24 protein-coding genes are annotated in these 26,661 nt (G+C 68.7%); 10 read left to right on the top strand and 14 right to left on the bottom strand.

Going from position 1 to position 26,661, the window contains the following annotated elements; genetic code table 11:
• Nucleotides 1-20 precede the first annotated feature (20 nt).
• Nucleotides 21-236 (bottom strand): DUF1344 domain-containing protein, encoded by a 216-nt coding sequence (locus F6X38_RS08905; protein ID WP_150969362.1) that lies wholly within the window; start codon nucleotides 234-236, stop codon nucleotides 21-23.
• 178 nt (nucleotides 237-414) lie between these two features.
• Between F6X38_RS08905 and aroC the strand changes: the two genes are divergently transcribed.
• From aroC to F6X38_RS08870, 7 genes are all read left to right on the top strand, one after another.
• On the top strand, nucleotides 415-1,509 hold the full coding sequence (gene aroC, locus F6X38_RS08900) for a chorismate synthase (RefSeq protein ID WP_150969361.1): 1,095 nt from the start codon (nucleotides 415-417) through the stop codon (nucleotides 1,507-1,509).
• Between the two features lie 50 nt (nucleotides 1,510-1,559).
• Complete coding sequence (locus tag F6X38_RS08895) at nucleotides 1,560-2,489, top strand: histone deacetylase family protein (RefSeq protein ID WP_150969360.1); 930 nt, start codon at nucleotides 1,560-1,562, stop codon at nucleotides 2,487-2,489.
• A 23-nt stretch (nucleotides 2,490-2,512) separates the two neighbouring features.
• A complete protein-coding gene (locus tag F6X38_RS08890) occupies nucleotides 2,513-2,788 on the top strand; it encodes an exodeoxyribonuclease VII small subunit (RefSeq protein ID WP_150969359.1) in 276 nt (91 codons plus the stop codon).
• 137 nt (nucleotides 2,789-2,925) lie between these two features.
• On the top strand, nucleotides 2,926-4,842 hold the full coding sequence (gene dxs, locus F6X38_RS08885) for a 1-deoxy-D-xylulose-5-phosphate synthase (protein ID WP_150969358.1): 1,917 nt from the start codon (nucleotides 2,926-2,928) through the stop codon (nucleotides 4,840-4,842).
• Between the two features lie 23 nt (nucleotides 4,843-4,865).
• A complete protein-coding gene (locus tag F6X38_RS08880; protein ID WP_150969357.1) occupies nucleotides 4,866-6,095 on the top strand; it encodes a class I SAM-dependent RNA methyltransferase in 1,230 nt (409 codons plus the stop codon).
• A gap of 7 nt (nucleotides 6,096-6,102) precedes the next feature.
• On the top strand, nucleotides 6,103-6,744 hold the full coding sequence (locus F6X38_RS08875; RefSeq protein ID WP_150969356.1) for a DedA family protein: 642 nt from the start codon (nucleotides 6,103-6,105) through the stop codon (nucleotides 6,742-6,744).
• A 113-nt stretch (nucleotides 6,745-6,857) separates the two neighbouring features.
• The gene (locus F6X38_RS08870; RefSeq protein ID WP_150969355.1) at nucleotides 6,858-7,718 is read left to right on the top strand and encodes a fumarylacetoacetate hydrolase family protein; all 861 of its coding nucleotides are present in this window, start codon (nucleotides 6,858-6,860) and stop codon (nucleotides 7,716-7,718) included.
• Here the strand turns inward: F6X38_RS08870 and purD are convergent.
• Nucleotides 7,715-8,971, bottom strand: coding sequence for a phosphoribosylamine--glycine ligase (gene purD, locus F6X38_RS08865; RefSeq protein WP_150969354.1), 1,257 nt, complete (start codon nucleotides 8,969-8,971; stop codon nucleotides 7,715-7,717). The two genes, F6X38_RS08870 and purD, sit on opposite strands and share 4 nt — an antisense overlap.
• Before the next feature lie 121 nt (nucleotides 8,972-9,092).
• Here purD and ubiA point away from each other — a divergent pair, with 121 nt between their 5' ends.
• Nucleotides 9,093-10,094, top strand: a complete 1,002-nt coding sequence (gene ubiA / locus F6X38_RS08860) for a 4-hydroxybenzoate octaprenyltransferase (RefSeq protein ID WP_150969353.1) — start codon at nucleotides 9,093-9,095, stop codon at nucleotides 10,092-10,094.
• A gap of 4 nt (nucleotides 10,095-10,098) precedes the next feature.
• Here ubiA and F6X38_RS08855 read toward each other — a convergent pair whose 3' ends face one another.
• The 12 genes from F6X38_RS08855 to F6X38_RS08800 all read right to left on the bottom strand — a co-directional run bounded on the left by F6X38_RS08855 (nucleotide 10,099) and on the right by F6X38_RS08800 (nucleotide 23,402).
• Entirely contained in the window at nucleotides 10,099-10,680 is a 582-nt protein-coding gene (locus tag F6X38_RS08855) for a DUF6101 family protein (protein ID WP_150969352.1), read from the bottom strand.
• Nucleotides 10,681-10,851: 171 nt separating this feature from the next.
• Nucleotides 10,852-12,282: an FAD-binding oxidoreductase gene (locus tag F6X38_RS08850; protein ID WP_150969351.1), complete on the bottom strand. Its 1,431-nt coding sequence runs from the start codon at nucleotides 12,280-12,282 to the stop codon at nucleotides 10,852-10,854.
• A 4-nt stretch (nucleotides 12,283-12,286) separates the two neighbouring features.
• Nucleotides 12,287-13,264, bottom strand: a complete 978-nt coding sequence (locus F6X38_RS08845; protein ID WP_150969350.1) for an L-threonylcarbamoyladenylate synthase — start codon at nucleotides 13,262-13,264, stop codon at nucleotides 12,287-12,289.
• Nucleotides 13,265-13,564: 300 nt separating this feature from the next.
• On the bottom strand, nucleotides 13,565-15,139 hold the full coding sequence (locus F6X38_RS08840) for a glycoside hydrolase family 25 protein (protein ID WP_150969349.1): 1,575 nt from the start codon (nucleotides 15,137-15,139) through the stop codon (nucleotides 13,565-13,567).
• 309 nt (nucleotides 15,140-15,448) lie between these two features.
• Entirely contained in the window at nucleotides 15,449-18,022 is a 2,574-nt protein-coding gene (gene glyS, locus F6X38_RS08835; protein ID WP_150969348.1) for a glycine--tRNA ligase subunit beta, read from the bottom strand.
• A gap of 105 nt (nucleotides 18,023-18,127) precedes the next feature.
• Nucleotides 18,128-19,054 carry a manganese catalase family protein gene (locus F6X38_RS08830; protein WP_150969347.1) on the bottom strand — a complete coding sequence of 309 codons (927 nt, stop codon included), beginning with the start codon at nucleotides 19,052-19,054 and terminating at the stop codon, nucleotides 18,128-18,130.
• A 119-nt stretch (nucleotides 19,055-19,173) separates the two neighbouring features.
• Nucleotides 19,174-20,091 carry a KPN_02809 family neutral zinc metallopeptidase gene (ypfJ, locus tag F6X38_RS08825; RefSeq protein ID WP_150969346.1) on the bottom strand — a complete coding sequence of 306 codons (918 nt, stop codon included), beginning with the start codon at nucleotides 20,089-20,091 and terminating at the stop codon, nucleotides 19,174-19,176.
• 83 nt (nucleotides 20,092-20,174) lie between these two features.
• Nucleotides 20,175-21,116, bottom strand: coding sequence for a glycine--tRNA ligase subunit alpha (locus F6X38_RS08820; RefSeq protein ID WP_150969345.1), 942 nt, complete (start codon nucleotides 21,114-21,116; stop codon nucleotides 20,175-20,177).
• 74 nt (nucleotides 21,117-21,190) lie between these two features.
• Nucleotides 21,191-21,373 carry a hypothetical protein gene (locus F6X38_RS08815; RefSeq protein ID WP_150969502.1) on the bottom strand — a complete coding sequence of 61 codons (183 nt, stop codon included), beginning with the start codon at nucleotides 21,371-21,373 and terminating at the stop codon, nucleotides 21,191-21,193.
• 71 nt (nucleotides 21,374-21,444) lie between these two features.
• Nucleotides 21,445-22,320: a S49 family peptidase gene (locus F6X38_RS08810; protein ID WP_150969344.1), complete on the bottom strand. Its 876-nt coding sequence runs from the start codon at nucleotides 22,318-22,320 to the stop codon at nucleotides 21,445-21,447.
• Between the two features lie 97 nt (nucleotides 22,321-22,417).
• The gene (locus tag F6X38_RS08805; RefSeq protein WP_150969343.1) at nucleotides 22,418-23,197 is read right to left on the bottom strand and encodes a methyltransferase; all 780 of its coding nucleotides are present in this window, start codon (nucleotides 23,195-23,197) and stop codon (nucleotides 22,418-22,420) included.
• Nucleotides 23,184-23,402 (bottom strand): putative signal transducing protein, encoded by a 219-nt coding sequence (locus F6X38_RS08800; protein WP_150969342.1) that lies wholly within the window; start codon nucleotides 23,400-23,402, stop codon nucleotides 23,184-23,186. Before F6X38_RS08800 ends, F6X38_RS08805 begins: the two co-directional genes overlap by 14 nt.
• Nucleotides 23,403-23,615: 213 nt before the next feature.
• Here F6X38_RS08800 and F6X38_RS08795 point away from each other — a divergent pair, with 213 nt between their 5' ends.
• Together F6X38_RS08795 and F6X38_RS08790 are read left to right on the top strand one after the other, a co-directional pair.
• Complete coding sequence (locus F6X38_RS08795; protein ID WP_150969341.1) at nucleotides 23,616-24,632, top strand: polyprenyl synthetase family protein; 1,017 nt, start codon at nucleotides 23,616-23,618, stop codon at nucleotides 24,630-24,632.
• Nucleotides 24,633-24,807: 175 nt separating this feature from the next.
• The gene (locus F6X38_RS08790) at nucleotides 24,808-26,661 is read left to right on the top strand and encodes a tetratricopeptide repeat protein (RefSeq protein WP_246191265.1); all 1,854 of its coding nucleotides are present in this window, start codon (nucleotides 24,808-24,810) and stop codon (nucleotides 26,659-26,661) included.

The raw sequence follows: 26,661 nt of genomic DNA, 5'->3' as shown, positions 1-26,661 counted from the left end.
GCGGGAGGGGCTTCTGCGGATTACCCGAGGATCACGTGAGCTTCCATGCCGGGCGTGACGGCGTCGTAGTCGAAGCCGCTCGGCAGCGCGTAGCTGGAGCCGTCCTCGAAGGTGAGGAGCGCGCGGTCGCGGTCGACGGTCGCGACGGTACCGCTCTTCTCCTCGGCGCAGACCGGAATGGTCAGTGCGACGCACAGGAAGGAAGAGGCGAAGAAAGCGATGATCTGCTTCGTCATGGAACTCGAAACCCTCGACTGCGCCCCGCCGACCCCTATCGACGGGACGGGAGGATTGTGCCGACCCGATTGTGTCTTTTTCCGATCGGGCGGCGGCGGCACGACGGAATTTGACCCGGTCGTTGCGCTCGCTCTACATCGCAGCCGAACGACGCTCTCTTCGCAAACACCCGTCCCGATGTCGCACAACAGTTTCGGCCATCTCTTCCGCGTGACGACCTGGGGCGAGAGCCATGGCCCCGCGATCGGCTGCGTCGTCGACGGCATGCCGCCGGGCTTGGCGTTCCGGCAGGCCGACATTCAGGCCTGGCTCGACAAGCGCCGTCCGGGGCAGTCGCGCTTCACCACGCAGCGCCGCGAACCGGACGAGGTGCGCGTCCTCTCAGGGACCATGCCGGGCGAGCATGACGGCGAACTGATCGCCACCGGCACACCGATCGCGCTCGAGATCGAGAACGTCGACCAGCGCTCGAAGGACTACGGCGAGATCGCGCGGCGCTATCGCCCCGGCCACGCCGACATCACCTACGACATGAAATACGGCATCCGCGATTATCGCGGCGGCGGCCGGTCCTCGGCGCGCGAGACCGCCTGCCGCGTCGCGGCCGGCGCCCTCGCCCGGCTCGTGGTACCGGGCGTGCGGGTCCGCGGCGCGCTCGTCCAGATCGGCGAGAAGCGTATCGACCGCTCGCGCTGGGACGATGCGGAGATCGACCGCAACCCGTTCTTCTGCCCCGACGCGGAGGCCGCGCGGGAATGGGAGGGCTATCTCGATGGCGTGCGGAAGGCCGGCTCTTCGGTCGGTGCGGTGATCGAGATCAATGCCACCGGCGTTCCGGCCGGTCTCGGCGCGCCGCTCTACGGCAAGCTCGATGCCGATATCGCCGCCAACCTCATGTCGATCAACGCCGTGAAGGGCGTCGAGATCGGCAACGGCTTCGAGTCCGCCACGCTCACCGGCGAGGCGAATGCCGACGAGATCCGGATGGGCAACGACGGGCGGCCGCACTTCCTGTCCAACCACGCCGGCGGCATCCTCGGCGGCATCGCGACGGGCCAGCCGGTGGTCGCGCGCTTCGCGGTGAAGCCGACCTCGTCCATTCTCAACCCGCGCCGCTCGATCGACGCCGACGGGAACGAGGTGGACGTCGTGACGAAAGGGCGGCACGACCCCTGCGTCGGCATCCGCGCGGTGCCGGTCGGCGAGGCCATGGTCGCCTGCGCGCTCGCCGATCATTATCTCCGTCATCGCGGCCAGACCGGGCGCGGTTGATCGCGGAGGTCGCGGCTTGATCCCGCCTTCGCCGCGCTAGTTCGGCCCGCATGCCGACGCGCATCTACCATCACCCCGTCTTCGCCGAGCACATGACCGGCCCCGGCCATGCCGAGCGGCCGGAGCGCATGGAGGCCGTGGCGAAGGCGCTGTCCGATCCGGCTTTCGCGTCGTTCGAGCGGACCCTGGCGCCGGAGGGCTCGGTGGAGGCAGTCTACCGCTGCCATTCCGAGCAGCATGTGCGACGGATCGCGAAGTCGATTCCCGCCAGCGGCACGCTTCGGATCGAGGCCGATACGGTGGTCAGCCCGAAGAGCTTCGAGGCGGCGCTCCGCGCGGTCGGCGCGGCCTGCGCCGCGGTCGATGACGTCGTGGAAGGCCGAGCCGACAACGTCTTCGTCGCCTCCCGGCCGCCCGGCCACCACGCGACGCCGGAAGAGGCCATGGGCTTCTGCCTGTTCAACGCGGCCGCGATCGCCGCGCGCCACGCGCAGGCTACTCATGGGATCGAGCGCGTCGCGATCGTCGACTGGGACGTCCACCACGGCAACGGCACGCAGGACATCTTCTGGAACGACCCGACGGTGCTCTTCGCCTCCACCCACGAGATGCCGCTCTATCCCGGCACCGGCGCGAAGACCGAAACCGGCACGGCGAACAACATCGTCAACGCGCCGCTCAGCGCCGGCGACGGCGGCGAAGCCTTCCGCGACGCGTTCGAGACCCGCGTCCTGCCGGCGCTGGAAGCATTCCGGCCAGACCTCGTGATCGTCTCCGCCGGCTTCGACGCGCATCACCGCGACCCGCTGGCGAACCTCCGCTTCGTCGAGGACGACTACGACTGGGCGACCGGTCGGCTGATGGGGATCGCCGACCGTTTAGCCGGCGGCCGGCTGGTCAGCCTGCTCGAAGGCGGCTACGACCTCGTCGGACTGGAACGCTCCGTCGCGGCGCATGTCGCGCGGCTCGGCCACGGCTGAGCGGGAGCGGAGAAGGAGAGCCGATGCCCGCCGACAACGCCGCCGTCGCCCTGCCGGCCGACGATTCCGACATCAAGCGCATGAGCTTCGAGGATGCACTCTCGGCGCTGGAGAAGATCGTCTCGGACCTGGAGCGCGGCGACGTGCCGCTGGACGTGTCGATTCGCATCTACGAGCGCGGCGAGAAGCTTAAGGTCCACTGCGAACGCCTGCTTTCGGCCGCCGAGGACCGGGTGGAGAAGATCAAACTGTCGCGCGCCGGCAAGGCCGTCGGCACCGACCCGCTCGACCCCGCTTGAGGCGAGCGAAGCGGGTGGACTCGCGCATCCGGTGTGCCGCATTGATGGACAGCGGGGCGTGATTAGTTTTTAACCGTTTTAGAACGGGACCTGAGCGACGCGCGGGACCCACTTTCCGCGGAAGGCATGGCGTTCCCTTGTTTCAACATCTCGACACCCCGCTCCTCGACACGATCGCAGGTCCGGACGATCTGCGCGCGCTGCCGGAAGCCAGACTGAAGCAGGTCGCCGACGAAGTCCGCACCGACCTCGTCGACGCGGTTTCGCGAACCGGCGGTCATCTCGGCGCCGGTCTCGGCGTCGTCGAACTGACGGTCGCCCTCCACTACGTCTTCGACACGCCGCGCGACCGGATTATCTGGGACGTCGGCCACCAGGCCTATCCGCACAAGATTCTCACCGGCCGGCGCGAGCGGATGCGCACGGTCCGGCAGGAGCACGGGCTCTCGGGCTTCGCCAAGCGGGCGGAGAGCGAATACGACGCCTTCGGCGCCGGCCATTCCTCCACCTCGATCTCGGCCGGCCTCGGCATGGCGGTCGCCCGCGACCTTTCGGGCGGGCGCAACAACGTCGTCGCGGTGATCGGCGACGGCGCGATGTCGGCTGGCATGGCCTACGAGGCGATGAACAATGCCGGCGCGCTGAACGCCCGGCTGATCGTCATCCTCAACGACAACGACATGTCGATCGCGCCGCCGACCGGCGCGCTCAGCGCCTATCTGGCGCGGCTCGTTTCCGGCAAGACCTATCGCGGCCTGCGCGGCCGGGCGCGCAGCCTGTCGAAGCGCCTGCCGAAGCTGGTGCAGGAGGGCGCGCGCAAGACCGAGGAATACACGCGCGGCTTCTTCACCGGCGGCACGATGTTCGAGGAGCTCGGCTTCTACTATGTCGGCCCGATCGACGGCCACGACCTCGACCACCTGCTGCCCGTCCTGAAGAACGTTCGCGACGCCGAGGAAGGGCCGATCCTCGTCCACGTCGTCACCAAGAAGGGCAAGGGCTACGCGCCGGCCGAAAGCTCGGCCGACAAGTACCACGGGGTCTCGAAGTTCGACGTGATCACCGGCACGCAGGCCAAGGCCAAGGCGAACGCGCCGAGCTACACCGCCGTCTTCGCCGAGGCGCTGATCGAGGAGGCACGGCACGACGAGCGGATCGTCGCCGTCAACGCCGCCATGCCGAACGGCACCGGGCTCGACCTCTTCGGCGAGGCCTTCCCGACGCGCACCTTCGACGTCGGCATCGCCGAGCAGCACGCCGTGACCTTCTGCGCCGGTCTCGCGGCCGAGGGCTACAAGCCGTTCGCCGCGATATACTCCACCTTCCTCCAGCGCGCCTACGACCAGATCGTCCACGACGTCGCGATCCAGCATCTGCCGGTGCGCTTCGCGATCGACCGCGCCGGCTTCGTCGGAGCGGACGGGCCGACGCATGCCGGCTCGTTCGACACCGGCTATCTCGCCTCGCTCCCCGGTATGGTGGTGATGGCGGCCGCCGACGAGGCGGAGCTGAAGCACATGGTGCGCACCGCCGCGTCCTACGACGACGGCCCGATCTCGTTCCGCTACCCGCGCGGCAACGGCGTCGGCGTCGACATGCCGGAGCGGGGCGAGGTCTTGGAGATCGGCCGCGGCCGGGTCGTCCGCGAGGGCTCGAAGGTCGCGATCCTCTCCTTCGGCACCCGTCTCGCCGACGCGCTTGCCGCCGCCGAGGAGCTTGAAACCTTCGGCCTGTCGACCACGGTCGCCGATGCTCGCTTCGCCAAGCCCCTCGACACCGACCTGATCAAGCGCCTCGCGCGCCAGCACGAGGTGCTGATCACGGTCGAGGAAGGCGCGAGCGGCGGCTTCGCCGCCCAGGTCCTGCAGTTCCTGGCGACGAGTGGCCTCCTCGACGAGGGCCTGAAGGTGCGGCCGCTGGTGATGCCGGACAGCTTCGTCGACCACGCCGCGCCGGAAGCGATGATCAAGGGCGCCGGTCTCGACAAGGCCGGCATCGTCGATGCCGTCTTCAAGGCGATCGGCACCGGCGCGAAGCGTGTGATGCAGGCCTGACCGCCGCCGGCCCGAGCGGTGCGGTGAGGACGGAAGTCGCGATCGAAGCGCTCGGCGCGAAGGGCGACGGCGTGGCGCGGCTCGGCGGCGAGCCGGTCTTCGTGCCCTTCGCCCTGCCCGGCGAGCGCGTCGTGGTCGAGAGCGCCGGCGCGAGAAGCGCGCCCGTCGAAATTCTCGAACGCAGCCCCGAGCGACAGGAACCGCCCTGCCCGCATTTCGGCGCCTGCGGCGGCTGCGACCTGCAGCATACCGGCGACGCGCTGTACCGCCGCTTCAAGCGCGGCCTCGTGGTGGACGCCTTCGCTTCGCAAGGTCTCGAAGCCCCGATCGCCGAACTCGTCCCGTGCCGGCCCGCGACGCGGCGGCGGGCCGTCTTCGCCGGCGCGCGGACGGGCGGCGGCGGTTTCGCCTTCGGCTTCCACGAGCGCCGGAGCGAGCGGATCGTGCCGCTCCATGTCTGCCACGTCGTCGTGCCGGCGATCGCCGCGCGCCTCGAAGCCCTCGGCCGCCTGGCGAGCCTGATCGCGCCTCGCCGCGGCGAGGTGCGGCTGACCGTCACCGCGACGGACGGCGGGCTCGACCTCGCGGCCGCGGACGCCGGGAAGCTCGACGAGCGCCAGCGGCGAAACGTCCTGTCCTTCGCGCTGGCGCAGGATTTCGCCCGGCTGACGGTGAACGGCGAGACCATCGTGGAAGCGCGTCGGCCGCGCGTCGCGGTCGGCACGGTGGCGGTGGAGCCGCCGCCGGGCGCGTTCCTCCAGGCCGTGCCATCGGCCGAGGACGCGATGGCGAAGCTCGTGCTCGAGCATCTGGCCAAATCGAAACAGGTCGCCGACCTCTTCGCCGGCATCGGCACCTTTGCGCTGCGGCTGGCCGAGCGGAGCACGGTGCGCGCCTACGAGTCGGACGCCCCGGCGCTCGCCGCGCTCGACAAGGCGCGCCGCGCGGCGCCGAAGCTCAGGCCCGTGGCATTCGAGCGTCGCGACCTTTTCCGCCGGCCGGTGACGGCGAAGGAGCTGGCGAGCTTCGACGGTGCGATGTTCGACCCGCCGCGCGCCGGCGCGGAGGCGCAGTCGCGCGAGTTCGCCGCCTCGAAGCTGCCGCGCATCGCCGCCGTATCCTGCAATCCGGCGACGCTGGCGCGCGACTGCCGCATCCTCGTCGACGGCGGCTACCGGGTCCTCTCCGTCACGCCGATCGACCAGTTCCTCTGGTCGCACCACGTCGAAGCGGTCGCCCTGCTGGAGCGCTGAAGCCTCGATGCTGGACGCCCTGATGAATTGGCTCGCCGACTACGGCGCGGGCATCGTGTTCCTGACGATCCTCGTCGAGTCGTCCGGCCTGCCGGTGCCGGGCGAGAGCCTGCTCGTCGCGGCCGGCGTCCTCGCGGGTCAGGGGCGCCTGCCTTTCTGGGAAGTGTTCCTCGCCGCCTGGGCCGGCGGCTTTCTCGGCGACAATGTCGGCTATCTCCTCGGCCGCCGCTACGGCCGCGGCTTCGTCTACCGCTACGCCGCACGCTTCGGCATCCCAAAGGACCGCGTCGCGCATCTGGAACAGCGATTCCTGAAGCGCGGGCCGCCGATCATCCTCTTCGCCCGCTTCATCTTCATCCTGCGCCAGCTCGCCGGCTTCCTCGCGGGCACGGCGCACATGCCCTACGGCCGGTTCTCGTTCTTCAACCTTCTCGGCGCGGCGCTGTGGCCGGCGGCCTATTGCGGCGGCGCGTACCTGCTCGGCTCGGCCGTCGAGAGATATCTCGCCGCCGGCCGCTGGGTCTTCGCCGGCGTCGCGCTGATCTTCGTCGTCGCCCTCGGCACGACGATCTGGACCTTCGTGCGCGAAGCGCGCCGTCCGGCCGATGCCGCCGGAGAGCCGCCGCCTCCGACGACCGATCCTTCCTGACCGTGGAATAGCGCCACCACTCGTTGCGCGGCTCGCCAACGCGAACGGGTGTTCGTTCCGCCCCGCTGGTATAGATGGACGCTCGAAAGCGGGTACGGGACGGAGGAGCGGCAATGCGGCTGGTGCGGTTCGGCAGGCGAGGCGCGGAGCGTCCGGGCATGCTCGACCGCGAGGACCGCATCCGTGATCTATCCGCGTACGTTCCCGACTGGTCCGGCGCGGCTCTCGGACCGGACGCGCTCGCCGAGATCGCCGGGCTCGATCCGGCTGCCCTGCCGCCGGCGCCGGAAGGCTCGCCTCTCGCCTCGCCGATCGGCCGGGTCGAGAAGGTCGTCGGCGTCGGGCCGAACTTCCAGGAAAGTGCCCAACTCGCGGGCTTCCGTATCAACCCGGAGCCGACCGTCTTCATGAAGGCGCCGACCGCCGTCTGCGGGCCGAACGACCCGATCGAGCTGCCGCGCCTTTCGACCCGCACGGACTGGGGCGTCGAGCTCGGCGTCGTGATCGGCTCGACCGCCAAGTACGTGACGGTGGAGCAGGCCATGGAGCACGTCGCGGGCTACACGCTCTGCAACGACGTGACGGAGCGCAACCTGCAGCTCCAGCGCGGCGGCCAATGGTTCAAGGGCAAGTCGCACGACACTTTCGCGCCGCTCGGCCCATGGCTCGTCACGAAGGACGAGATGCCGGACTGGGGCGAGACCACGCTCTGGCTGGAGGTGAACGGCGTCCGCCAGCAGGAGGACAAGGCCGGCCGCATGATCTTCAAGGTGCCCTATCTTGTCTCCTACATCTCGCGCTTCACGCGACTGGAGCCGGGCGACGTGATCATGACCGGCACGCCGGGCGGCGTCGGCCTATCCTACGACCCGCCGCGGTTCCTCGGCGACGGCGACCGGGTGCGGCTCGGCGGCGACGGGCTCGGCGTACAGGAACACGTCTGCATCGCGAACTGGTCCGACAACGACCGCTAGAGCGCCTTCAGGCCGATGTCTGTGCGGTGGAAGCCGCCCGGCCAGTCGATGGCCCGAACGGTGCGATAAGCCACGTCGCGCGCTTCGGCGGCATCCGATCCCAAGGCCGTGACGCCGAGAACGCGTCCGCCATCCGCGACCAGCCGATCGCCGTCGCGGCGCGTGCCGGCATGGAAGATCGCGGCATCGCCGGTATCGGCCGGCAACCCGATCGGCGTGCCTTTGGCGTAGGCGCCGGGATAGCCCTTCGCAGCCATCACCACGCAGACCGCCGCCTCGTCCCGCCACCGCGGTTCGATGCCGGTGAGGCTGCCTTCGGCCACCGCGCGAAGGATCGGCAGGAGGTCGGATTCGAGCCGCAGCATCAGCGTCTGGCATTCCGGGTCGCCGAAGCGGACGTTGTATTCGATGAGCCTCACGCCGTCCGTCGTCAGCATCAGGCCGGCATAGAGCACGCCCGTGAACGGCGAACCCGCCTCCCGCATGCCGGCGAGCGTCGGGCGGACGATCCGCGCCATCGCTTCCTCGACCAGCGCCGGCGTCATCGCGGCGGACGGCGAGTAGGCGCCCATGCCGCCGGTATTCGGCCCCTTGTCGCCGTCGAAGGCGCGCTTGTGGTCCTCGGCCGTGCCGAAGAACAGCGCGTCCGTGCCGTCGCAAAGGCAGAACAGGCTGGCTTCGCGGCCTTCGAGGAACTCCTCCACCACGACCTCCGCGCCGAGGCCGAAGGCGTCCGCGAAACAGGCGTCGACCGCCCGCAGCGCGTCGTCCAGCGCCAGCGCGACGGTGACGCCCTTGCCGGCCGCGAGCCCGTCCGCCTTCACCACGATCGGCGCGCCCATCTCGCGGATGTAGGCCTTCGCCGCGTCGGCATCGGCGAAGCGGCCGTAGGCGGCGGTGGGAATGTTCTTCAGCGTGCAGAGGTCCTTGGTGAAGCCCTTCGAGCCTTCCAGCCGCGCCGCGGCGGCGGACGGCCCGAACACGGCGAGGCCGGCGGCGCGGAGATCGTCGGCGAGGCCGGCCACCAGCGGCGCTTCCGGCCCGACCACGACGAGGTCGACCGATTCGTTCCGGCAGAATTCGGCGACCGCCGCATGGTCCGCCGGATCCACCGGCGCGATGCGGGCGTGCTCGGCGATGCCGGGATTGCCGGGCGCGGCCCAGAAGCTGCCGAGTTCCGGCGACTGCGCGATCTTCCAGGCGAGCGCGTGCTCCCGCCCGCCCGAGCCGATCAGAAGAACGTTGGTCGCCATCGAATCCCGCCGCCGCTGCCGTTTCCGGCGGCGATACGGGCGCGCGCCCCTCCGGTCAACGTTCAGCATCCCCGCCGATTGCGGCTTGACGCCGGGGCAAGAGGATTCGAAGGCTGCAGCGATGCCCTTGCACAAGACCGGTCCGATCGACGTCCTGTTCGGCGAGCGCGTTGCCGACGCACCGTCCGGCAACTTCGTCTATCGCGTCCTGCCGCGCCGGCTCTGGCCCTTCGCGCAGCTCGCGCGCTGGGACCGCCCGATCGGCTGGCAGCTCCTGCTCTGGCCCTGCTGGTGGTCGGCGGCGCTCAGCCCCCAGGCGATCGGCCCCTCGGCCGTCGCCACCGGCCTGCCGGACGCTTGGCATCTTCTGCTCTTCCTCGTCGGCGCGATCGCCATGCGCGGGGCCGGCTGCACCTACAACGATCTGGTGGACGAGGGGATCGACGCCAAGGTCGCCCGCACCCGCTCGCGCCCGCTCCCCTCCGGGCGCGCCACCCGCGGTCAGGCGAAGATCTTCATCGTGCTGCAGGCGCTGGTCGGCTTCCTGGTGCTGATCCAGTTCAACCTGTTCGCCGTCCTTCTCGGAATCGGCTCGCTCGCCATCGTCGCGGCCTACCCGTTCCTGAAGCGCGTGACGGACTGGCCGCAGCTCGGCCTCGGCCTCGCCTTCTCCTGGGGCGCGCTGATGGGCTGGGCGGCGGAGTGGGGCCGGCTCGAATGGCCGGCGGTGCTGCTCTACGCGGGCAGCGTCCTCTGGACGATCGGCTACGACACGATCTACGCCCATCAGGACAAGGAGGACGACGCGCTGGTCGGCGTCCGCTCGACCGCGCGGCTGTTCGGTGAAGGCACGCGGCTGGCGGTGGCCCTGCTCTACGGCGGCACGCTCGCGTTCTTCGCGCTCGCCTGCGCCCTGATGAACATGGCGGGCGACGGTCCGGCCTGGCCGGCCTATGCGGGCCTCGCGGCGGGGGCCGGGCAGATGTTCTGGCAGATTCGGCACCTTCGGATCGACGACCCGGAAGGGTGCCTCCGCCTGTTCCGCTCGAACAACCGCTTCGGCTGGATCGTCTTCTCCGGCTTCGTCGTATCGGCGCTCTGGTCGCTTTCCTTCCCGCTCTGAATTCTCAGTCGCGGACGATGATCTCGTCGCCGGCGACGATCATGCGCAGGCCGAGACCACCGGGCTGACGCCGGGCGAGGAAGCGCGGGCGGCGGTTGCGCACGCCGCTGGAGCCGCTGCGCCGCGGCGCGGGACCGGTCGAAAGGACCCCGCCGAGCGTTTCCTCCAGCGCCGCGACGCGGCCGTCCGCTTCCACCATCAGCATCGGCAGGTTGAAGAGTTCCGACCAGCCGCGCCAGTCGGCGGCGACGTCGTAGAGGTCGGTCGCGACGAGCAGCGGCACGCAGAGCTTCGGGTCCTGATGGAAAAGCTCCAGCGTCACCGTAACCTCGCCGCCTTCCGCTTCCATCGCCCGCGCCGCGACGCCCTGGAAGGCGGTCGGCGGCAGCGCGATGGTCATCGGCACGCCGGAGCGTTCGAGCTTGCGCGAGATCGCGACGCCGCGGCGGTCGATGCGGTAGCGCACCGTCTCGCCGGCATCCACGGTCTCGAGCACCTGGCGGCGGTCGAGGAACGTCGGGTCGATGCGGATGGGCTCGTTCGCCCATTCGGGGCGAGGATGCGCGATGGAGATCGCCTGTTGCATGTGTCTGGCTCCTGCCTGTCGGTTCCGCCGGAGCGGTTCTTCGAGCGGCCGATGTGTCCCGGCCTTGGATGAGACGACACTATCGGGGCCGCGTTGCAGGCAGGCTAAGAAAGTCGGTTAAATGTCGATGAGCACTTCTAAGGTTATCGAGATGAAAACTTGGACGAAACTTTAAACGACTTTTCCGGGATTCAGGATGCGGTAAGGATCGAACACGCCCTTCAGGGCACGCATCAGTTCGATCTCCGGACCTTGCTTCACGCGGGCGAGTTCGTCGCGCTTCAACTGTCCGATCCCGTGCTCGGCCGAGAAGGTGCCGTCCAGCGCGAGGACGATGGCGTGGACGAGGTCGTTGATCTCGCGCCAGCGGCCTAGGAACGCCGCCTTGTCCGCGCCGACCGGCTGCGAGATGTTGTAGTGGATGTTGCCGTCGCCGAGATGGCCGAAGGCGACGATGCGCGCGCCCGGAATCGCCTGCAGCACCGCCGCGTCCGCCGCCGCCAGGAACTCCGGCACGCGCGCCACCGGCACCGCGACGTCGTGCTTGATCGAGCCGCCCTCCGGCTTCTGCGCCCAGCTCATCTCCTCGCGCAGCCGCCAGAACTCCTTCGCGTCCGACAGCGACTGCGCGATCGCGGCGTCCTCGACGATTCCTGCTTCCAGCGCCGGGCCGAGGATGTCTTCCATCGTCGCGCGCGCGTCCTCGTCCGAGCGCTGCGAGGAGATTTCCATCAGCACGTACCAGGGATGGGCCGTCGCCAGTGGGTCGCGGGCGCCGGCGGTGTGCCTCAGCGTGAACTCCATCGCGACCCGCGCCATGAACTCGAAGCCCGTCAGTTGCGAGCCCGCGCGGTCCTGCGCGCGGCCGAGGAGGTCCAGCGCCGCGTCGGGCGAGGCGACGCCGACATAGGCGACCTCGCGGCCCGCCGGCTTCGGAAAGAGTTTCAGGACGGCCGCAGTGATGATGCCGAGCGTCCCTTCCGAACCGATCAGCAGGTTCTTCCAGTCGTAGCCGCGATTGTCCTTCCGCAGGCGGCGAAGACCGCTGACGACTTCGCCGGACGGAAGGACGGCCTCCAAGCCGAGACAGAGCTCGCGCGCGTTGCCGTAGGCGATCACCGCCGTGCCGCCGGCATTCGAGGACAGGTTACCGCCGATCTGGCAGGAGCCTTCCGAGCCGAGCGACAGGGGAAACAGGAAACCCGCCTCGCTCGCGGCTTCCTGCGCGCGCGCCAAGACGACGCCGGCCTCCGCGACGATGACGCGCCCGATGGGATCGACCTCGCGGATACGATCGAGCCGCGACAGCGACAGGACGACCTCCGCCTCCCCGCGCGCCGACTGGCCGCCGACGAGGCCGGTATTGCCGCCCTGCGGCACGATCACGGTCCGGGTCTCAGTCGCGAGCCGCATGATCGCGGCGACCTCGGCGGTGCTGCCGGGGCGCAGCACGAGCTTTCCCCGCCCGCGCCAGAGGTCGCGTGGCTCGATCATGTAGGCGGCAATCAGGTCCTCGCCGACGAGCGCGTTCGCCGGCCCGACGATTCCCGCGAACCGCTCCACCAGTCCGGGCGCGAGGGTCGCCGTCGCGATGTCGTCCATCCTGCTATCCTTCCACGATGTCCCGCGGCGCGGCCGCGCGAGCGAGCCGGTCGTTCACGGCTTCGCCGATGCCTTCGCGTGGGATCGGCATCACGGCGATGCGCTCGACGCGCGCCGCATCGAGTTCGGCGAGAACGGCGAAGAGGTTCGCCGCCGCTTCCGCGATGTCGCCCGCGAGGCTCAGTTGCGACACGCCCGCAGCCTCGCCCTCACCCGCGACGGGCCCGCCGCCGAAGCGCACGAGCCATTCGCTAGGACGCACGTCAGTCGCATCGAGGCGCACCAGCCCGTGCGGCGCGTAGTGCGACAGCATCTGGCCCGGAGCCTCGATCGGCGCATCGGCCGCCGCCGATATCACGGGCAGACCCGAAGCCGCCTCGATCGCCTCGCGCGACAGCCCGCCCGGGCGCAGCAGCACGATCCGATCCGCTTCCAGCCGGACGATCGTCGATTCGACGCCGACGCTCGACGGGCCGCCGTCGAGCACGAGGTCGACCCGCCCTCCCAGCATGCGCGCCACATGCGCGGCGCTGGTCGGGCTGACCTTGCCGGAAGGGTTGGCGCTCGGCGCCACCACCGGCCGCCCCAGTCCCTCGATCACGTCCCGCGCGATGCCGCGCGGCATCCGCACGGCGATCGTCGGCAGTCCGGCGCGCGCCAGGACATGGATATCGGAAGCGGACGATGCCGGCAGCACCATCGTCAGCGGCCCCGGCCAAAAATGTTCCGCGAGATTTCGTACGGCTGCATCGAAGACGACGTGCTGCGTGGCCATCTCGATCGACGCGACATGGGCGATCAAAGGGTTGAAGCGCGGCCGCGCCTTCGCGGCGTAGATCGCGGCCACCGCGCGGCCGTCGGCGGCATCGGCGGCGAGGCCGTAGACGGTTTCAGTCGGCAGCGCGACGAGTTCGCCGCGCGCCAATCGCGCCGCCGCCGCTTCCGCCGCGCCCGGCTCATCCGCCGACAGAATTCGAACCATGGCGCCCATTGGCACGAAACGCGCCGGCTTGGCAAAGACGAGGTTGCGATAGGGTGAGCCAAAAACGAAGAGAGCAGCGGCTCGAGGGGGCAGCCGCTGCTCTCTTATGACCGTCCAGAGGGGTGCTGGACGTAGGGTCTTCGTAGCATCGTTCGCTCTGGAACATCGGGGCTTGAGGGGGCTGGCCCGGATATTCGTCATCGAGGACGATCGATGTTGCTGCTAGAACAAGACGTCCCCGAACTTGGTTCCGCACCCCGGCGAATTTTTTTCGAGAAAATTTCGCGGGGCTTCGAACCGTCAGCGCGTGGCGATGAAAGCGGTTCCGATCCGGGCGTCGGCGAGGGCGAGATCGCGCGGCAGGGCGGCGTCCCGGTCTCGCGCGGCGAGGCGGTCGCTACGGCCGGCATCGACCGGCGCGGAGGTTTGCGAGAGGACGAAAGCCGGCATCGGCAGCGCCGCCGCCTGCTGGCCGGCCTGCGATGCTTCGAGCCAGGCCTTCACCTGCGAGCGCTGGCTCGCGCCGAGCGCCGAGCGATTGGCGGCCTCCGCAGCCGAGACCGGCGACGCGCTCGGAGCCGGAACGATCGCGGCGACCTGCTGCATCGCGGAACCGAGCCCGGCGAAGGCGCTCGACCCGTCCGGACCGGGGGCGGCAGTCGCCGCGACGGCGGCCTTCGCATCGGCATGCGGAGCGTCGGCCTCGCGATCCGCCTTCTCGCGGAGCGCGGTTTCAGTGAGGAGCTTCAGCGGATCGAGCGGCGCCTTGTGTGTCTCGGCCGGGCCGTAGGCGGAGACCAGCGTCGCGGCGGCCGCATCCGGCGCGGCGGAAGCCGGCTGCACCGGGTCCGCCGGCTTCGGCATCTCGATCTCGCCGGCGATGACCTTCTCGACATGCCGTACGGTCGGGTCGGCGATGGCGGCAACCTTGCCGGCGACGGAGGCGACGAGGTCACCGGCCGCCGCGCCGAGACCGGCCACGAAGGCGGACGGGCCGCCGTCCGCTGGTGCGCCGTCGTCCAGCGGCCGGACGAGCTGGTTGAACGGCCAGGCGGCGCGCAGGCCATCGGCGTCGAGCGTCGAGACGTTCACGTCGATGTCGCTCTTCGCGCCCTTGATCCGGTACGGGCACTTCTTGGCCGAGCAGTTGTGCATCGACGAGAACTGCCACAGCGCGTAGGCCGGCCAGACGTCCTCCGGGAACTTGCCGGAGATGTCGTCACGGTAGCGCGCGTACCAGAGCGGCAGGCGCGACAGGAGCTTGTACTTGTCGCGGTAGTCGGCGATCCACTTCGCCGTCGAGCCGTTCGTGTAGAGAACCGGGTAGCGCCCGGTGCGGATGAAGATCTGGTTGGCGAAGATTTCGGCGTCGGCGAGCGACATCCATTCGGACGTGTTGTCCTCGATGTCGAGGGCGATCAGCTCGTCCGGGCCCGGCTCGGCGAAGTCGATGAAATGGTCGGCCTGCTCGCGCGGATTGCCGGGGCGGCCGAGATGGTAGGCGCCCCATTTCAGGCCGAGCTCCTTCGCCATGGCCCGGCGCGTCATGTAGAGTTCCTTGGTGACGGAATATTTCCACCACCGGTTCTTGCAGAGCAGTTCCTCGTCGCCGCTGCGGCCGCGGCAGTTCCAGTCCGGCGCGAGGCCGTCGGATGCCTTGTTGATGAAGCCGACGACACGCTTGTCGGTGGTGAGTTCCTTCCAGTCGATCGGATTGAACTCGTAGGCGTCGACGACGATGGCGCGGTCGGAGGAATTCCAGGGCTTGACCCAGGCGGCCTGTGCCGGAACCGCGGCCGCCGCCAAGGCGGCGGAAGCGGCGGCGACCAAGCCGAGCCGAACGGCAACCGTGCGAACGGCGCGCAGTATCTGCATTCACCCATTCCCCTCGAAGTCGCCCGGCTTTGAAACCTCGAAAGGTTTCAACCCCTTCGCGAGCGGCTGATGGAACCGTTCTGATCGCCCAATCGGGCAGGTTCCGGGCAAAGGCGATAAAATGCGATCACGAAATGTAACGAACAGTGAGCAATTCAGCTAAGTCGTTGTTCCTCAACGAATACGAGCTTGCTCGAAGCTTTCGTAGCCGCCTCGGACGGACGGCTTGGCTGAGGCAGAGCGAGAACAGCAACGCCAATCAAGGCGCTGAAATGGCATGGAAAACCGCTTTGGTGCCCGAAAGGATGGTCAGCCCGCGATGCGTGAGAAGTCCGCGACACGGTGCATCGCCTGCCGGATCCGCGCGAGAAGCGCCAAGCGGTTGGCGCGGATCGCCTCGTCCTCGGCGTTGACGAGAACGCGCTCGAAGAAGGCGTCGGCGGGGCCGCGTAGCGTCGCCAGCGCGGCGGTGGCCTTGCCGTAATCCTCGCGCTCAAGCGCGCTGGCAAGTTCTATCTCCGCCCGGTCGATCGCACCGGCGAGCAGCTTCTCCTCCGGCTCGGCGAGACGCGCGAGATCGACGGCGTCCGCGATGCGCGTGCCCTTCTTCTCCTCGATGCCGAGGATGTTCGAGGCGCGACGATAGGCGGCGAGGAGGTTCCGCCCGTCCTCCGTGTCGAGCAGCCGGCCTAGAGCTTCCACTCGGCGCGAGACGTCGAGCAAGTCGTCATTCGCCGCCCCGGCTGCCCCCCCAGACAGGACCGCATCCACTAAATCGTGCCGCGCCCCGTCGTCACGGAGTTGCACCTTCAGACGGTCATGGAAGAAGGAGAGCAAATCTTTGGCTTCATCGTCGAAATATCTGCTAATCGTTGGATACTTTCCGCTATCGGTTATGTCCTGATGAGACAGCAAAGGTTCATTGCCCGTTAACCAATCTCCTTCTTCTCCAACCCGCTTATCCAACTCCTCGATTCGGCGCACCAAGCTGAACACAAGCATAGAATCCCGATTGAAATCGCTTTCCGTCTCCGTCCAATAATTTGGTTTCTGAAAGAGGAGAACCTCAACATTCTTTGCGCTAGGATTAGCGTCCTTCATTTCAACAAATCTTCTGGAATAAGCCTCCCACGCTTCGTCAAATAGCTCTCCGTAATTAATAATCATAAATCCAGGCATTCTTGAGCGGAAATAACGCTCCATTTCTCCTGACGACGCCATTGAGGATACATATTCAAGATAACCTGAAAACTCGGCAAAGTCCTTTACAGCTAGCTGATGCAGCAGCGCTTTGCTTAGTAGAGAAATTCGAAAGCTCAGCCTATTGGATAAAACGATGCGAATTATACCGAGCGCAGCTCTCCTTAACGCGTAAGGGTCTTTGGAACCGGTCGGCTTCTCGTCGATCGCCCAAAAGCCGACGAGGGTGTCGAGCTTGTCGGCGAGCGCGACCGCCACCGCCACGGAATCGGTCGGCACGGCGTCGCCAGGACCGAGCGGCTTCCAGTGGTCCGATACCGCAGCCTGGACGGACGGATGCTCGCCCTGCAGCTTCGCATAGTACCGGCCCATCACGCCCTGCAGTTCGGGGAACTCGCCGACCGCCTCCGTGGTGAGGTCGGCCTTCGCCAAAAGCGCCGCGCGCTTCGCCAGCGCAGGATCGGCTCCGACGAGCGGCGCGACCTCCTCCGCCAGCGCCGCGATGCGCCGGACGCGCTCGCCTTGCGTGCCGAGCTTGGCGTGGAAGGTGACGCCGAGCGCGTCGAGCTTCGCCATGCGCTGGTCGAGCGGCTTGGCGAGGTCGAGGCCGAGCGCCTCGGCCGACGCCCGCAGCCCTTCGAGATCGGCAAGGTCCGCCTGATCGGTCCGCCAGAAATACAGCGCGTCCGACAGGCGGGCGCGCACCACCTTGCCGTTGCCGCGCGCGATCTCCGCGCCGCCGTCGCTGGCTTCGATGTTGGCGACGAGCAGGAAGCGGTTCGACAGCCCCTCCCCGCCCGGCCGGCGGGTGACGAAGCACTTCTGGTTGGCGCGGATGGTGAGTTGCACGACCTCCGGCGGGATCGCGAGGAAGCTTTCCTCGAACTCGCCCATCAGCACCTGCGGCCACTCGACCAGGCCGGCCACCTCCTCCAAGAGCGCCTCGTCCGGCACGACTTCCAGCCCCGCCGCGAAGGCGAGATTCTCGGCATCGGTGCGGATGATCTCCTTGCGACGCTCGGCGTCGAGCACCACGAACGCCTTCTGCAGGTTCGCCGCGTAGTCGTCGAACCGGCGGACGCGGAACTCGCCCGGCGCGTGGAAGCGGTGGCCGATGGTGGTGTTGCCGGAGCGGATGCCGCCGACGGCGAAATCGACCACCACCGGCTCCTCGGTCTCAGGGCCGAAGGTGCAAAGGATCGATTGGAGCGGGCGGACCCAGCGCAACGAGCCCGGCTCGCGCGACGCCGCGCCCCAGCGCATCGATTTCGGCCAGGGGAAGTCCCGCATCACCTGCGGCACCAGCTCGGCGACGATCTCTTCCGTCGCGCGCCCCGGCTTGCGGACGACGGCAACATAGAAGTCGCCCTTCTTCGGATCGCTCCGCACCTCGGCCTCGGCCACAGAGGAGAGCCCGGCGCCGCGCAGGAAGCCCTCGATCGCCTTGTCGTTCGCGTCGGTGCGCGGCCCTTTGCGTTCTTCCGCCGTGTCGCGCGAGCGCGCTTCGAGGCCACGGATGTCGAGGGTCAGGCGGCGCGGCGTCCAGTATTCCCGCGCGCCCTCGTAGGTGAGGCCGGCCGCGACGAGGCCATCCGTCACCATGCGCTTCAGGTCGCCCGCGGCCTTGCGCTGCATGCGGGCGGGAATTTCTTCGGAGCGAAGTTCGAGCAGGAGGTCGGGCATCGGGCTTGCGGCAGGTCCGGTTTCTCGCCGGAAACACCATGCCGAACTGCCGAATGCAAGAAGGCGCTCGCGGCGCGGCCTATCCGGGCCGCGAGCGCCGATCGTTCAGCGCGAGGCCTTGTAGAGCTTCTCGGCGATCTCGAACATCTCCTCCGGCGCGTAGTCCGGCGTGAAGGCGGACGGAACGCCCGTCAACTGGTGGATCTTGCCGCCTTCCGGATGACCGTCGACGACTTCCAGTTCGCCCGCCGGATCGCCCGGCAGCGCCTGCTCGCCGTTGCCCCAGATGCCGGCCATCTCCTTGTAGTCGTTCGGCGAGAACGTGTAGAGCCGCCGGTGCGAGCCCTCGTCCAGATACTTCTGCGATTCCGGAATCTTCGACAGGTCGATGTTCGGGGTCGGCAGGAACTTCTCCAGCTCGACGCCGGTGATCTTCTTCAGCGCCAGCGCGTAGGCATGGGCGTGGACCGAGCCGCGCACCAGAAGGTAGCCGCAGACCTCGCGGCTGGTCGGGTCCGAGACCGTCTCGTAGACGCGCAGCTTGTGCAGGCGCGCGCCGCATTCGAGGTGGAAGTTGTGCAAGAGGTCCACCACGACGTTACCGGTGGTGGTGATGAAGTCCTTGTTCCAGGACAGGCCGTTCGAGTCGGCCGGCACCACGCCGCCGCCGTGGCTGAGGAAGGACGCCGCGGAGCGGATGTTCTGCATGTCCTCGAAGGGCGTGCCGGAGATGTCGCCGCCGTCGCCGGCATCGCCGCCCTCCTTGTCCGGCCCGTTCGCCAGCATCGCGACGCCGTTAGAGACGAGCTCGACATGGCCGAGTTCCTCCGCCGTGATCGAGGCGACGAGGTTGTAGAACGGCCGGAGCTTCGATTTCGAGCGGAAGTTGAAGCTCTGGAACATGTAGTTGCCGAGCGTCGACATCTCGCCGTACTTGCCGCCGAGCAGTTCCTGTAGCGCCGCGGCGGCGTTCGGGTCCTTGCGCTTCGGGGCCGGCAGTTCGGCCTGCAGCTTGTCGATTCGAAGAAACATCGGCTTGTCGTCCCCGTCGTTGATGACGTGGACTGAACGGCCCCCAGGTGGGGCCGTTCCGGTGGCAGGACGACGCAACCGGTTGGCCGGCTACCGAGCCTCCCTCGCCACGCGCTGGCTCAGATGCGGCCGCCGAAGGTGTCGCAGGCTTTGACGTCGCCAGTGTCGAACCCCTTGCGGAACCAGCTGACGCGCTGTTCGGACGTGCCGTGGGTGAAGGAGTCCGGCACGACCTGGCCGCGGCTTTCCTTCTGCAGCGTGTCGTCGCCGATCTGGTTGGCGGCGTTCAACGCCTCGTCGATATCGCCTTCCTCAACGAAGCCGGCGCTCTTGTCGTCGTGCGCCCAGATGCCGGCATAGCAGTCGGCCTGGAGCTCGACGCGCACGGAGATGGCGTTGGCTTCCGCCTCGCTTCCGGCTTGCTGCTTGGCCTGATCGGTCTTCGGCAGCGTGCCCATCAGGTTCTGAACGTGATGCCCGACCTCGTGCGCCACCACGTAGGCCTGGGCGAAGTCGCCCGGCGAGTTGAGCTGGCCGGCGAGCTGCCGGAAGAAGCTCGTGTCGATGTAGAGCTTGGAGTCGCGCGGGCAGTAGAACGGCCCGGTCGCGGACTGCGCGAAACCGCAGGCGGAGTTCACCTGTCCGTCGAACAGGACGAGCACGGGCTTCTTGTACTGCTGGCCCATGTCCTGGAAGCGCTTGGTCCAGACGTCCTCGGTATCCGCGAGAACGGTTGCGACGAAGTCGTCCGTCTTGTCCGGGGTTCCCTGCACGCCCGGCCCGCTGCTGCCGTTGTTTGCGGTGGTCTGGTTCTGCGTCTGCTCGTAGCCGCCCCCGCCGCCGTTGAGCATGTCGAGGAACTGCAGCGGGTTGATGCCGAAGCCGAGCCACAGAACAAGCGCGATGATGATGATGCCGATCCCGCCGCCGCCGCCGGCGCGGATCGGGATGCGCATGCCCCCGCCGCCCGGCATGCCGCCGCCGGATCCCCGCACGTCCTCGATGTTGTCGGACTGCCGTCGACCTTCCCACCGCATGGCCTGCCTCGCTTCAGCCGTATCCCTTGCGCGGCGATATGGAGGAGACGGATGGGAAGGGAATTACTTCCGGCTTCGGCGACTCACGCCGCGTGTTTCGCGCCGCCGGCTTCGGTTCTGAGGAACGCCTCGCCGCAGGCTTTGGCCAGCGCGCGGACGCGGAAGATGTAGCTTTGGCGCTCGGTCACCGAGATCACGCCGCGCGCGTCGAGAAGGTTGAAGACGTGGCTCGCCTTGATCGTCTGATCGTAGGCAGGCTGGGCCATGAGGTGGATGCCGGCGTTCGCTCCCGCCCCCGCCTCGCCGGCGGCGAGGAGCGCGTTGCATTCCGCTTCCGCCTCGTCGAAATGGCGGAGCAGCACGGCCGTGTCGGCATGCTCGAAATTGTAGCGCGAATATTCCTGCTCGGCCTGCAGGAAGACGTCGCCGTAGGTGACCCTGGCGTCGCCGTCGCGGCCGTTGAAGTTGAGGTCGTAGACGCTGTCGACGTTCTGCACGTACATGGCGAGGCGCTCCAGCCCGTAGGTGAGCTCCCCCGCCACCGGCGCGCATTCGATGCCGCAGACCTGCTGGAAGTAGGTGAACTGCGACACTTCCATGCCGTCGCACCAGCATTCCCAGCCGAGGCCCCAGGCGCCGAGCGTCGGCGATTCCCAGTCGTCCTCGACGAAACGCACGTCGTGGAGCGCGATGTCGATGCCGATGGCGCGGAGCGAGCCGAGATAGAGCTCCTGCAGGTTCGGCGGGTTGGGCTTCAGGATCACCTGATACTGGTAGTAGTGCTGCAGCCGGTTCGGGTTCTCGCCGTAGCGCCCGTCCTTCGGGCGGCGCGACGGCTGCACGTAGGCGGCGTTCCACGGTTTCGGTCCGAGCGCACGCAAGGTCGTCGCCGGGTGGAAGGTGCCGGCGCCGACCTCCATGTCGTAGGGTTGCAAGATCACGCAGCCGTATTCCGCCCAGTAGCGGTGCAGCGTCAGGATCAGCCCCTGGAACGAGCGCTCCGGGCGCAAGGCATCGTCGGACATCGGCTTCGCACCTGGCATGAGCATCGCGCCGCCGGTTGCCACGCGCGGGTGCGACGCGTCAAGCGACGGCGCGGTCAGTCCTTCTTCAGGCGATAGACCCCGTCCGCGTCGCGGACCAGCGTGCCGTGGCTGCCGTTGCGGGTCTCGGCCTCGCTGCGGCGGCTGCGCTCGGCGGTGCGCACCGCGTCGGTCTTCAACTGCTTGAAGCCGAGCCAGGCCGCGGCGCCGACGAGACCGAAGAAGAGTAGCTGCGGCATCAGGCTCACCGGATCGAATTCCACGGCGGACTATGCTCCCGTGCCCGGCGGCCGTAAAGCGGGCCGGCGGGTCATAGCCCGTAACGCGCCCAGAGCAGCCGATCCTCGGCCACCTCCGCGAGCCCGTTCGCCAAGCCCGCGCCGACGCGCGCTGCATCGAACGCAGGCGCGGCTTCTGCGGTTCCGGCGACCTGCCGGCGGCCGAGCAGCCCGCGTCCGGCCTGGATCATCTGCGGCTTCACCTTGTCGCCGTAGCGCTCGCGCAAGGTGCCGCGGAGATCGCCGACGCGATCGGCGAGGCCAAGCTCCACCCCACGCGTTCCCGCCCAGAACAGGCCGGAGAAGAGGTTCGGATCGTCGGCGAGACGCGCGCCGCGCCGCTCCTTGACGAGGGCGATGAAGGTCGCATGCACCTCGCGCTGGAGTTCCAGGAGATGCGCCACGTCCTCCGGCTTTTCCGGCCGGAACGGGTCGAGAACCGCCTTGTTCTGGCCGGCGGTGTGGACGCGCCGCTCGATGCCGAGCTTGTGGATCGCCTCGACGAAGCCGAAGCCGCCGGAGACCACGCCGATCGACCCGACGATCGAGGACGGGTCGACGATGATCTCGTCGCCGGCGCAGGCGATCATGTAGCCGCCGGAGGCCGCGACGTCCTCGACGAAGACCAGCACGTCCTTTTGCTTTTCCTCCGCAAGGTCGCGGATGCGCTTGTGGATGAGCCGCGACTGAACGGGCGAGCCGCCGGGCGAGTTGACCGCGATGGCGACGGCCGGCGCGTCCTTGCGGGCGAAGGCTTTCTCGAGAAGCGGCGCGACGCTGCCGATGGACAGCGTCGGTCGGAACGGGCCGGACTGCGCGATGATCGGCCCTTGCAGGCGGACGACGGGAACCACGACCTCCTCCCCGCGAAAGCGTTTCGGGAGATAGGGTTTCAGCGAGAACGCCACCGGGAGGCCGCCTTTCGGATCGAACGGGTTTCAGCGGATGTAGGTTCGGCGCGAGGCCCCGCCAACGCGCGCGGCGTTTTCGCGCGAACGGGAAGCCTCAGGCGAGCCCGAGATCGATCGCGGCCGTCCCCTCCCCGACCATCCGCTCCAGCAAATAGGGCGCGCCCGTCGCGTCGCGCAGCACGAGCGGCGGGAGCAGACGCAACGGCGCGCGCGAAGCCCGGCGGGCATGGACGAGGATGCGGATCGCCGGTTCGCCCTCCTTCGTGTGGACGGCGAGGATACGAAGGTCGCCTAGCCGGTTCTCCGCACCGGCGAGGATTTCGGCGAGACCGTCCGGTCGGGCGATCAGCGCTAGAATGCCGCCGGGCCGCAGCAGCGCGGCGGAGACCGCCACCCAGCGCTGGAGGAAGCCGCGCTCCGGCGCGGCGGTCGCGGCGGCGCGCTTGACATCCGGCGAAAGGCGGCCGCCGGGCGGATGGAACGGCGGATTGGTGATCGCGAGGTCGAAGCCGCCGTCGGAGAGGCCCGCCGCCTCGCGCGCCGGACGGGAAGCGAGGATGTCGACCTCCACCGCATCGAGACGCGATGCGAGCGGCGCGTTCTCCGGCAGAAGAATGGAGCGGCGCGCGAGGGCGAGCGTCTGTGCGTCGCGTTCGGCAAGCACGACGTCCAGCCCCTCGCAGCGGGTCGCGAGCGCGAAGCCGGCGGCCCCGCTGCCGGCGCCGAGATCGACCGCCCTCCCCTTCGCATGAGACGGCACGCTTGCCGCCAGCAGCAGCGCGTCGAGCCCCGCGCGGAGACCCCAGCCCTTCGGCTGGATCAGCTCGAACCGGCCGCCGAGGAAGCGGTCGCGCGTTTCCTCAGGACAGCTCATGGCCGAGCTCGGCGTCGCGGAGGATCCGCCGCGCCTGCTCGATCCGCTCGGCGTCGACGAGGACGCGTCGCGGTAGCGCGCCGATCGACCCGTCGAGGATGCTCATATGCGTGTCGGCCACGAAGTGGTCGATCCCGGCATCCTTCAGGAGCGAATCCACGAAGGAGATCAGCACCGGGTCGTTGGAACGCATGAGCTCGCGCATGATCTGGGATGTTTCCGAACGGGCCTGGCGGGCGCGATCATCGCATTGCCGAAAACCCGCCGCAATCCGGTGCGCCGAGGGTGGCACCCGGACGCATCGCGCTTCCGTTTCGTTCCGTCCGCTTTAAGTTGAAGCTTGTCCGTGAAGCCTCGCGGGACTAGTGCTCGCAGCACGAGACGAGGCGGACTGCACAGCCGCGAAGGAGCGTTCTTCTTGAGTCTAGCCAGCCCCGCTCAGGAAAGCCGGCGCAAGCCGTCGATCGAGGCGATCGTCGCCTTGACGCGGGACAGCATGGGCGAAGTGAACCGCATGATCCTCGCCATGGCGGGATCGAACGTCGCGCTGATCCCGGAAATCGCCGAACACCTGATCTCGTCGGGCGGCAAGCGCCTCAGGCCCATGCTGACCATCGCCTCCGCACTCGCCTGCGGCTATCGCGGCGGCGACGCGCACGTGAAGCTCGCGGCCAGCGTCGAGTTCATGCATACGGCGACGCTGCTGCACGACGACGTGGTGGACGAAAGCGACCTTCGCCGCGGCCGCAAGACCGCCCGGACGATCTGGGGCAACCAGGCGAGTGTCCTCGTCGGCGACTTCCTGCTCGGCCAAGCCTTCAAGACCATGGTCGAGGTCGGCTCGCTGACCGCGCTGGACATCTTGTCGCGTGCGTCCGCCGTGATCGCCGAGGGCGAGGTCTGGCAGCTTTCGGCCTCGAAGAAGCTGACGACGACGGAAGCCGACTATCTGGGCGTGATCGAGGCGAAGACCGCCGCGCTCTTCGCGGCCGCCGCCGAAGTCGGCCCGGTGATCGCGAATGCGGGGCCGGACCTGCGCGCGGCGATGCACGCCTACGGCCTCAATCTCGGGCGCGCCTTCCAGCTCGCCGACGACGTGCTCGACTATCGCGGCTCGACCGCAGCGCTCGGCAAGAACATCGGCGACGACTTCCGCGAGGGCAAGATCACGCTTCCCGTGATCCTTGCCCATGCGCGCGGCAGCGAGGCGGAGCGCCGGTTCTGGCGCGAGGCGCTGGAGGAGAACCGCAACGACGACGGGGCGCTTGCCGAGGCCTGCCGGCTGCTCGACCGGCACGGCGCGCTGGAGGCGACCGTCGCACGGGCGCGCGGCTTCGGCGACGCGGCCTTCCGCGCCGCCAGCCAGTTGCCCCGCTCCGAAATTCGTGAGGCGCTTCTCGAAGTCGTCGAGTTCTCGATCGATCGGATCAATTGACGGACGATGGGAAGTCCGCCAGAATCCGGCCGTCTTCCCGTGCGGGCCGGTCGCAATGTCGACATGCTGGTGGGCGAGGAAGGCCGGCTCGGCGATGCTCAAGCGGGCTCGGCAGCGCTTCGAAAGCTCCGGCGAAGGGCGCGCTCTGACATCTCTTCAAGATAAGGATCTTCGCGTGCAGAAGACGCCGACGTGCCGGATGGCTCTGGTTCTCGCGCTGGCGGCGGTTTTGACGGCGCCGGCAGGCGGCGGAGCGCTCGCCGCGCCCGGCGAAGCCCCGGTCAAGCCCGCCGGAACGGCGGCGGCGAGGCTCGGCAGCGAGACCTTGTCCGGCGCCTATCTAGCCGCGAAGTCGGCGCAGCTCGGCGGCGACATCAACACCGCGGTCGACTATTACGCCAAGGCGCTCGCCATCGACCCGAACGCCGAGGCGCTGCAGCAGGACGCGATGTTCGCCTTCTTCGCGGCCGGCGATTTCCGCCGCGGCGTCGAGCTCGCCGCGAAGCTGCGCGACAACGACGAGGCCGGCAAGGTGGCGCGTATCGCGCTCGGCATCGACGGCCTGGTTCGTGCCGACTACGGCAAGGCGATCGAGGAGCTCGACATCCTCGACCCGAGCGATCTCGACGCGCTGCTGCTCGGCCACCTGCAGGCCTGGGCGGATCAGGGCGCCGGCCGCACAAGCCAAGCGATCGAGCGGATCGCCGATCTCAACAAGGCGAACTGGTATCCGGTCTTCAACGACTATCAGGCCGGCCTCGTCGCCGCCGTCGCGGGCCGCGCCGACGAGGCGCGCCGCCGCCTGTCGAAGGTCGTCGCGGACCGCTCCAACGCGCAGACCTCGCCGGACGCCTTCGTCGGCGCGAGCGAGGCGCTGGCGCGGCTGGAAGCCGCCGCCGGCCGCAAGAAGGAAGCCCTCGCCGCCGTCAACAAGGGGCTGGCGCTGGCCGAGAACTACGATCCGCTGACGACCCTGAAAGGCGAGATCGAGAAGGGCGACAAGGTCGCGCCGACGATCGGCTCGGTGAAGCAGGGCGCGGCCGAAACGCTCTACATCCTCGGCCAGGCGATCAATCGCGGCGAAGGCCAGCAGGTCGCGATCCTCTACTTCCAGCTCGCCCGGGCGCTCGACGCGCAGAACCCGCGCGTCCTCGTGGCACTCGCCGGCATCGCCGAGCGCGCCAACCGCTACGACGACGCCATCGGCTACTACGACGCGGTGCCGGCCGGCTCGGCGCTGAAGCGCACCGCCGATCTCCAGTCCGGCCTCGATCTCTGGTCGGCCGAAAAGAAGGACGAAGCGCGCGCGAAGCTGCGGAAGGCCGTCGAGACCTACCCGGACGATCTCCAGGCCTATCTCGCGCTCGCCGACATCCTGTCCTCCGCCAAGGACTACGCGGAGATGAGCCGGACGCTCGATCAGGCCGTCGCCCTCGCGGTGAAGACCAAGGAGGAGAGCTGGAACATCTACTACCAGCGCGGCATCGCCTTCGAGCGGACGAAGCAATGGCCGAAGGCGGAAGCGGACTTCCGCAAGGCGCTGAAGCTTTCGCCGAACCAGCCGCAAGTGCTGAACTATCTCGGCTATTCCTGGGTCGACCAGAACCAGAACCTCGACGAGGGGCTGAAGATGATCCGCACCGCCGTGGATCTTCGCCCCAACGACGGCTACATCGTCGACTCGCTCGGCTGGGCTTACTATCGCCTTGCGCGCTTCGACGATGCCGTCGAAGAGTTGGAGCGGGCGATCCTCCTGAACCCCGCCGATCCGACGATCAACGACCATCTCGGCGATGCCTATTGGCAGGTCGGCCGCCAGCGGGAGGCCCGGTTCCAGTGGAGCCGCGCGCTCGTCGGCGACCCGAAGCCGGAAGCCGCCGACGTCGCTCGGATCGAGGCGAAGCTGCGGGACGGCCTGATGCCGGCCGGCAATCGCAAGGCCGACGCGCCCGGCCAGCCGGCGGAAACGCGCGCCGACACCGCGGCGCCGCAGCCGAAACCGGGCGAGCCGTCGTCGACCGTGCGCTGA

Origin of the sequence: Plantimonas leprariae, from assembly GCF_008802405.1 — a bacterium.
Lineage (GTDB): Bacteria > Pseudomonadota > Alphaproteobacteria > Rhizobiales > Rhizobiaceae > Plantimonas > Plantimonas leprariae.
This window is presented reverse-complemented; position numbering and strand designations above follow the sequence as displayed.

Coding starts and splice junctions, on each gene's coding strand:
- glyS (WP_150969348.1), bottom strand. CDS start 18,022: ATGCCCGACCTCCTGCTCGAACTTCGCTCCGAAGAAATTCCCGCCCGC.
- purD (WP_150969354.1), bottom strand. CDS start 8,971: ATGGCGACCAACGTTCTTCTGATCGGCTCGGGCGGGCGGGAGCACGCG.
- F6X38_RS08870 (WP_150969355.1), top strand. CDS start 6,858: ATGCGGCTGGTGCGGTTCGGCAGGCGAGGCGCGGAGCGTCCGGGCATG.
- F6X38_RS08905 (WP_150969362.1), bottom strand. CDS start 236: ATGACGAAGCAGATCATCGCTTTCTTCGCCTCTTCCTTCCTGTGCGTC.
- aroC (WP_150969361.1), top strand. CDS start 415: ATGTCGCACAACAGTTTCGGCCATCTCTTCCGCGTGACGACCTGGGGC.
- F6X38_RS08855 (WP_150969352.1), bottom strand. CDS start 10,680: ATGCAACAGGCGATCTCCATCGCGCATCCTCGCCCCGAATGGGCGAAC.
- F6X38_RS08800 (WP_150969342.1), bottom strand. CDS start 23,402: ATGCGCGAGCTCATGCGTTCCAACGACCCGGTGCTGATCTCCTTCGTG.
- ypfJ (WP_150969346.1), bottom strand. CDS start 20,091: ATGCGGTGGGAAGGTCGACGGCAGTCCGACAACATCGAGGACGTGCGG.
- F6X38_RS08850 (WP_150969351.1), bottom strand. CDS start 12,282: ATGGACGACATCGCGACGGCGACCCTCGCGCCCGGACTGGTGGAGCGG.
- F6X38_RS08805 (WP_150969343.1), bottom strand. CDS start 23,197: ATGAGCTGTCCTGAGGAAACGCGCGACCGCTTCCTCGGCGGCCGGTTC.
- F6X38_RS08815 (WP_150969502.1), bottom strand. CDS start 21,373: ATGCCGCAGCTACTCTTCTTCGGTCTCGTCGGCGCCGCGGCCTGGCTC.
- F6X38_RS08820 (WP_150969345.1), bottom strand. CDS start 21,116: ATGTCCGACGATGCCTTGCGCCCGGAGCGCTCGTTCCAGGGGCTGATC.
- ubiA (WP_150969353.1), top strand. CDS start 9,093: ATGCCCTTGCACAAGACCGGTCCGATCGACGTCCTGTTCGGCGAGCGC.
- F6X38_RS08875 (WP_150969356.1), top strand. CDS start 6,103: ATGCTGGACGCCCTGATGAATTGGCTCGCCGACTACGGCGCGGGCATC.
- F6X38_RS08845 (WP_150969350.1), bottom strand. CDS start 13,264: ATGGTTCGAATTCTGTCGGCGGATGAGCCGGGCGCGGCGGAAGCGGCG.
- F6X38_RS08895 (WP_150969360.1), top strand. CDS start 1,560: ATGCCGACGCGCATCTACCATCACCCCGTCTTCGCCGAGCACATGACC.
- F6X38_RS08830 (WP_150969347.1), bottom strand. CDS start 19,054: ATGTTTCTTCGAATCGACAAGCTGCAGGCCGAACTGCCGGCCCCGAAG.
- F6X38_RS08840 (WP_150969349.1), bottom strand. CDS start 15,139: ATGCAGATACTGCGCGCCGTTCGCACGGTTGCCGTTCGGCTCGGCTTG.
- F6X38_RS08890 (WP_150969359.1), top strand. CDS start 2,513: ATGCCCGCCGACAACGCCGCCGTCGCCCTGCCGGCCGACGATTCCGAC.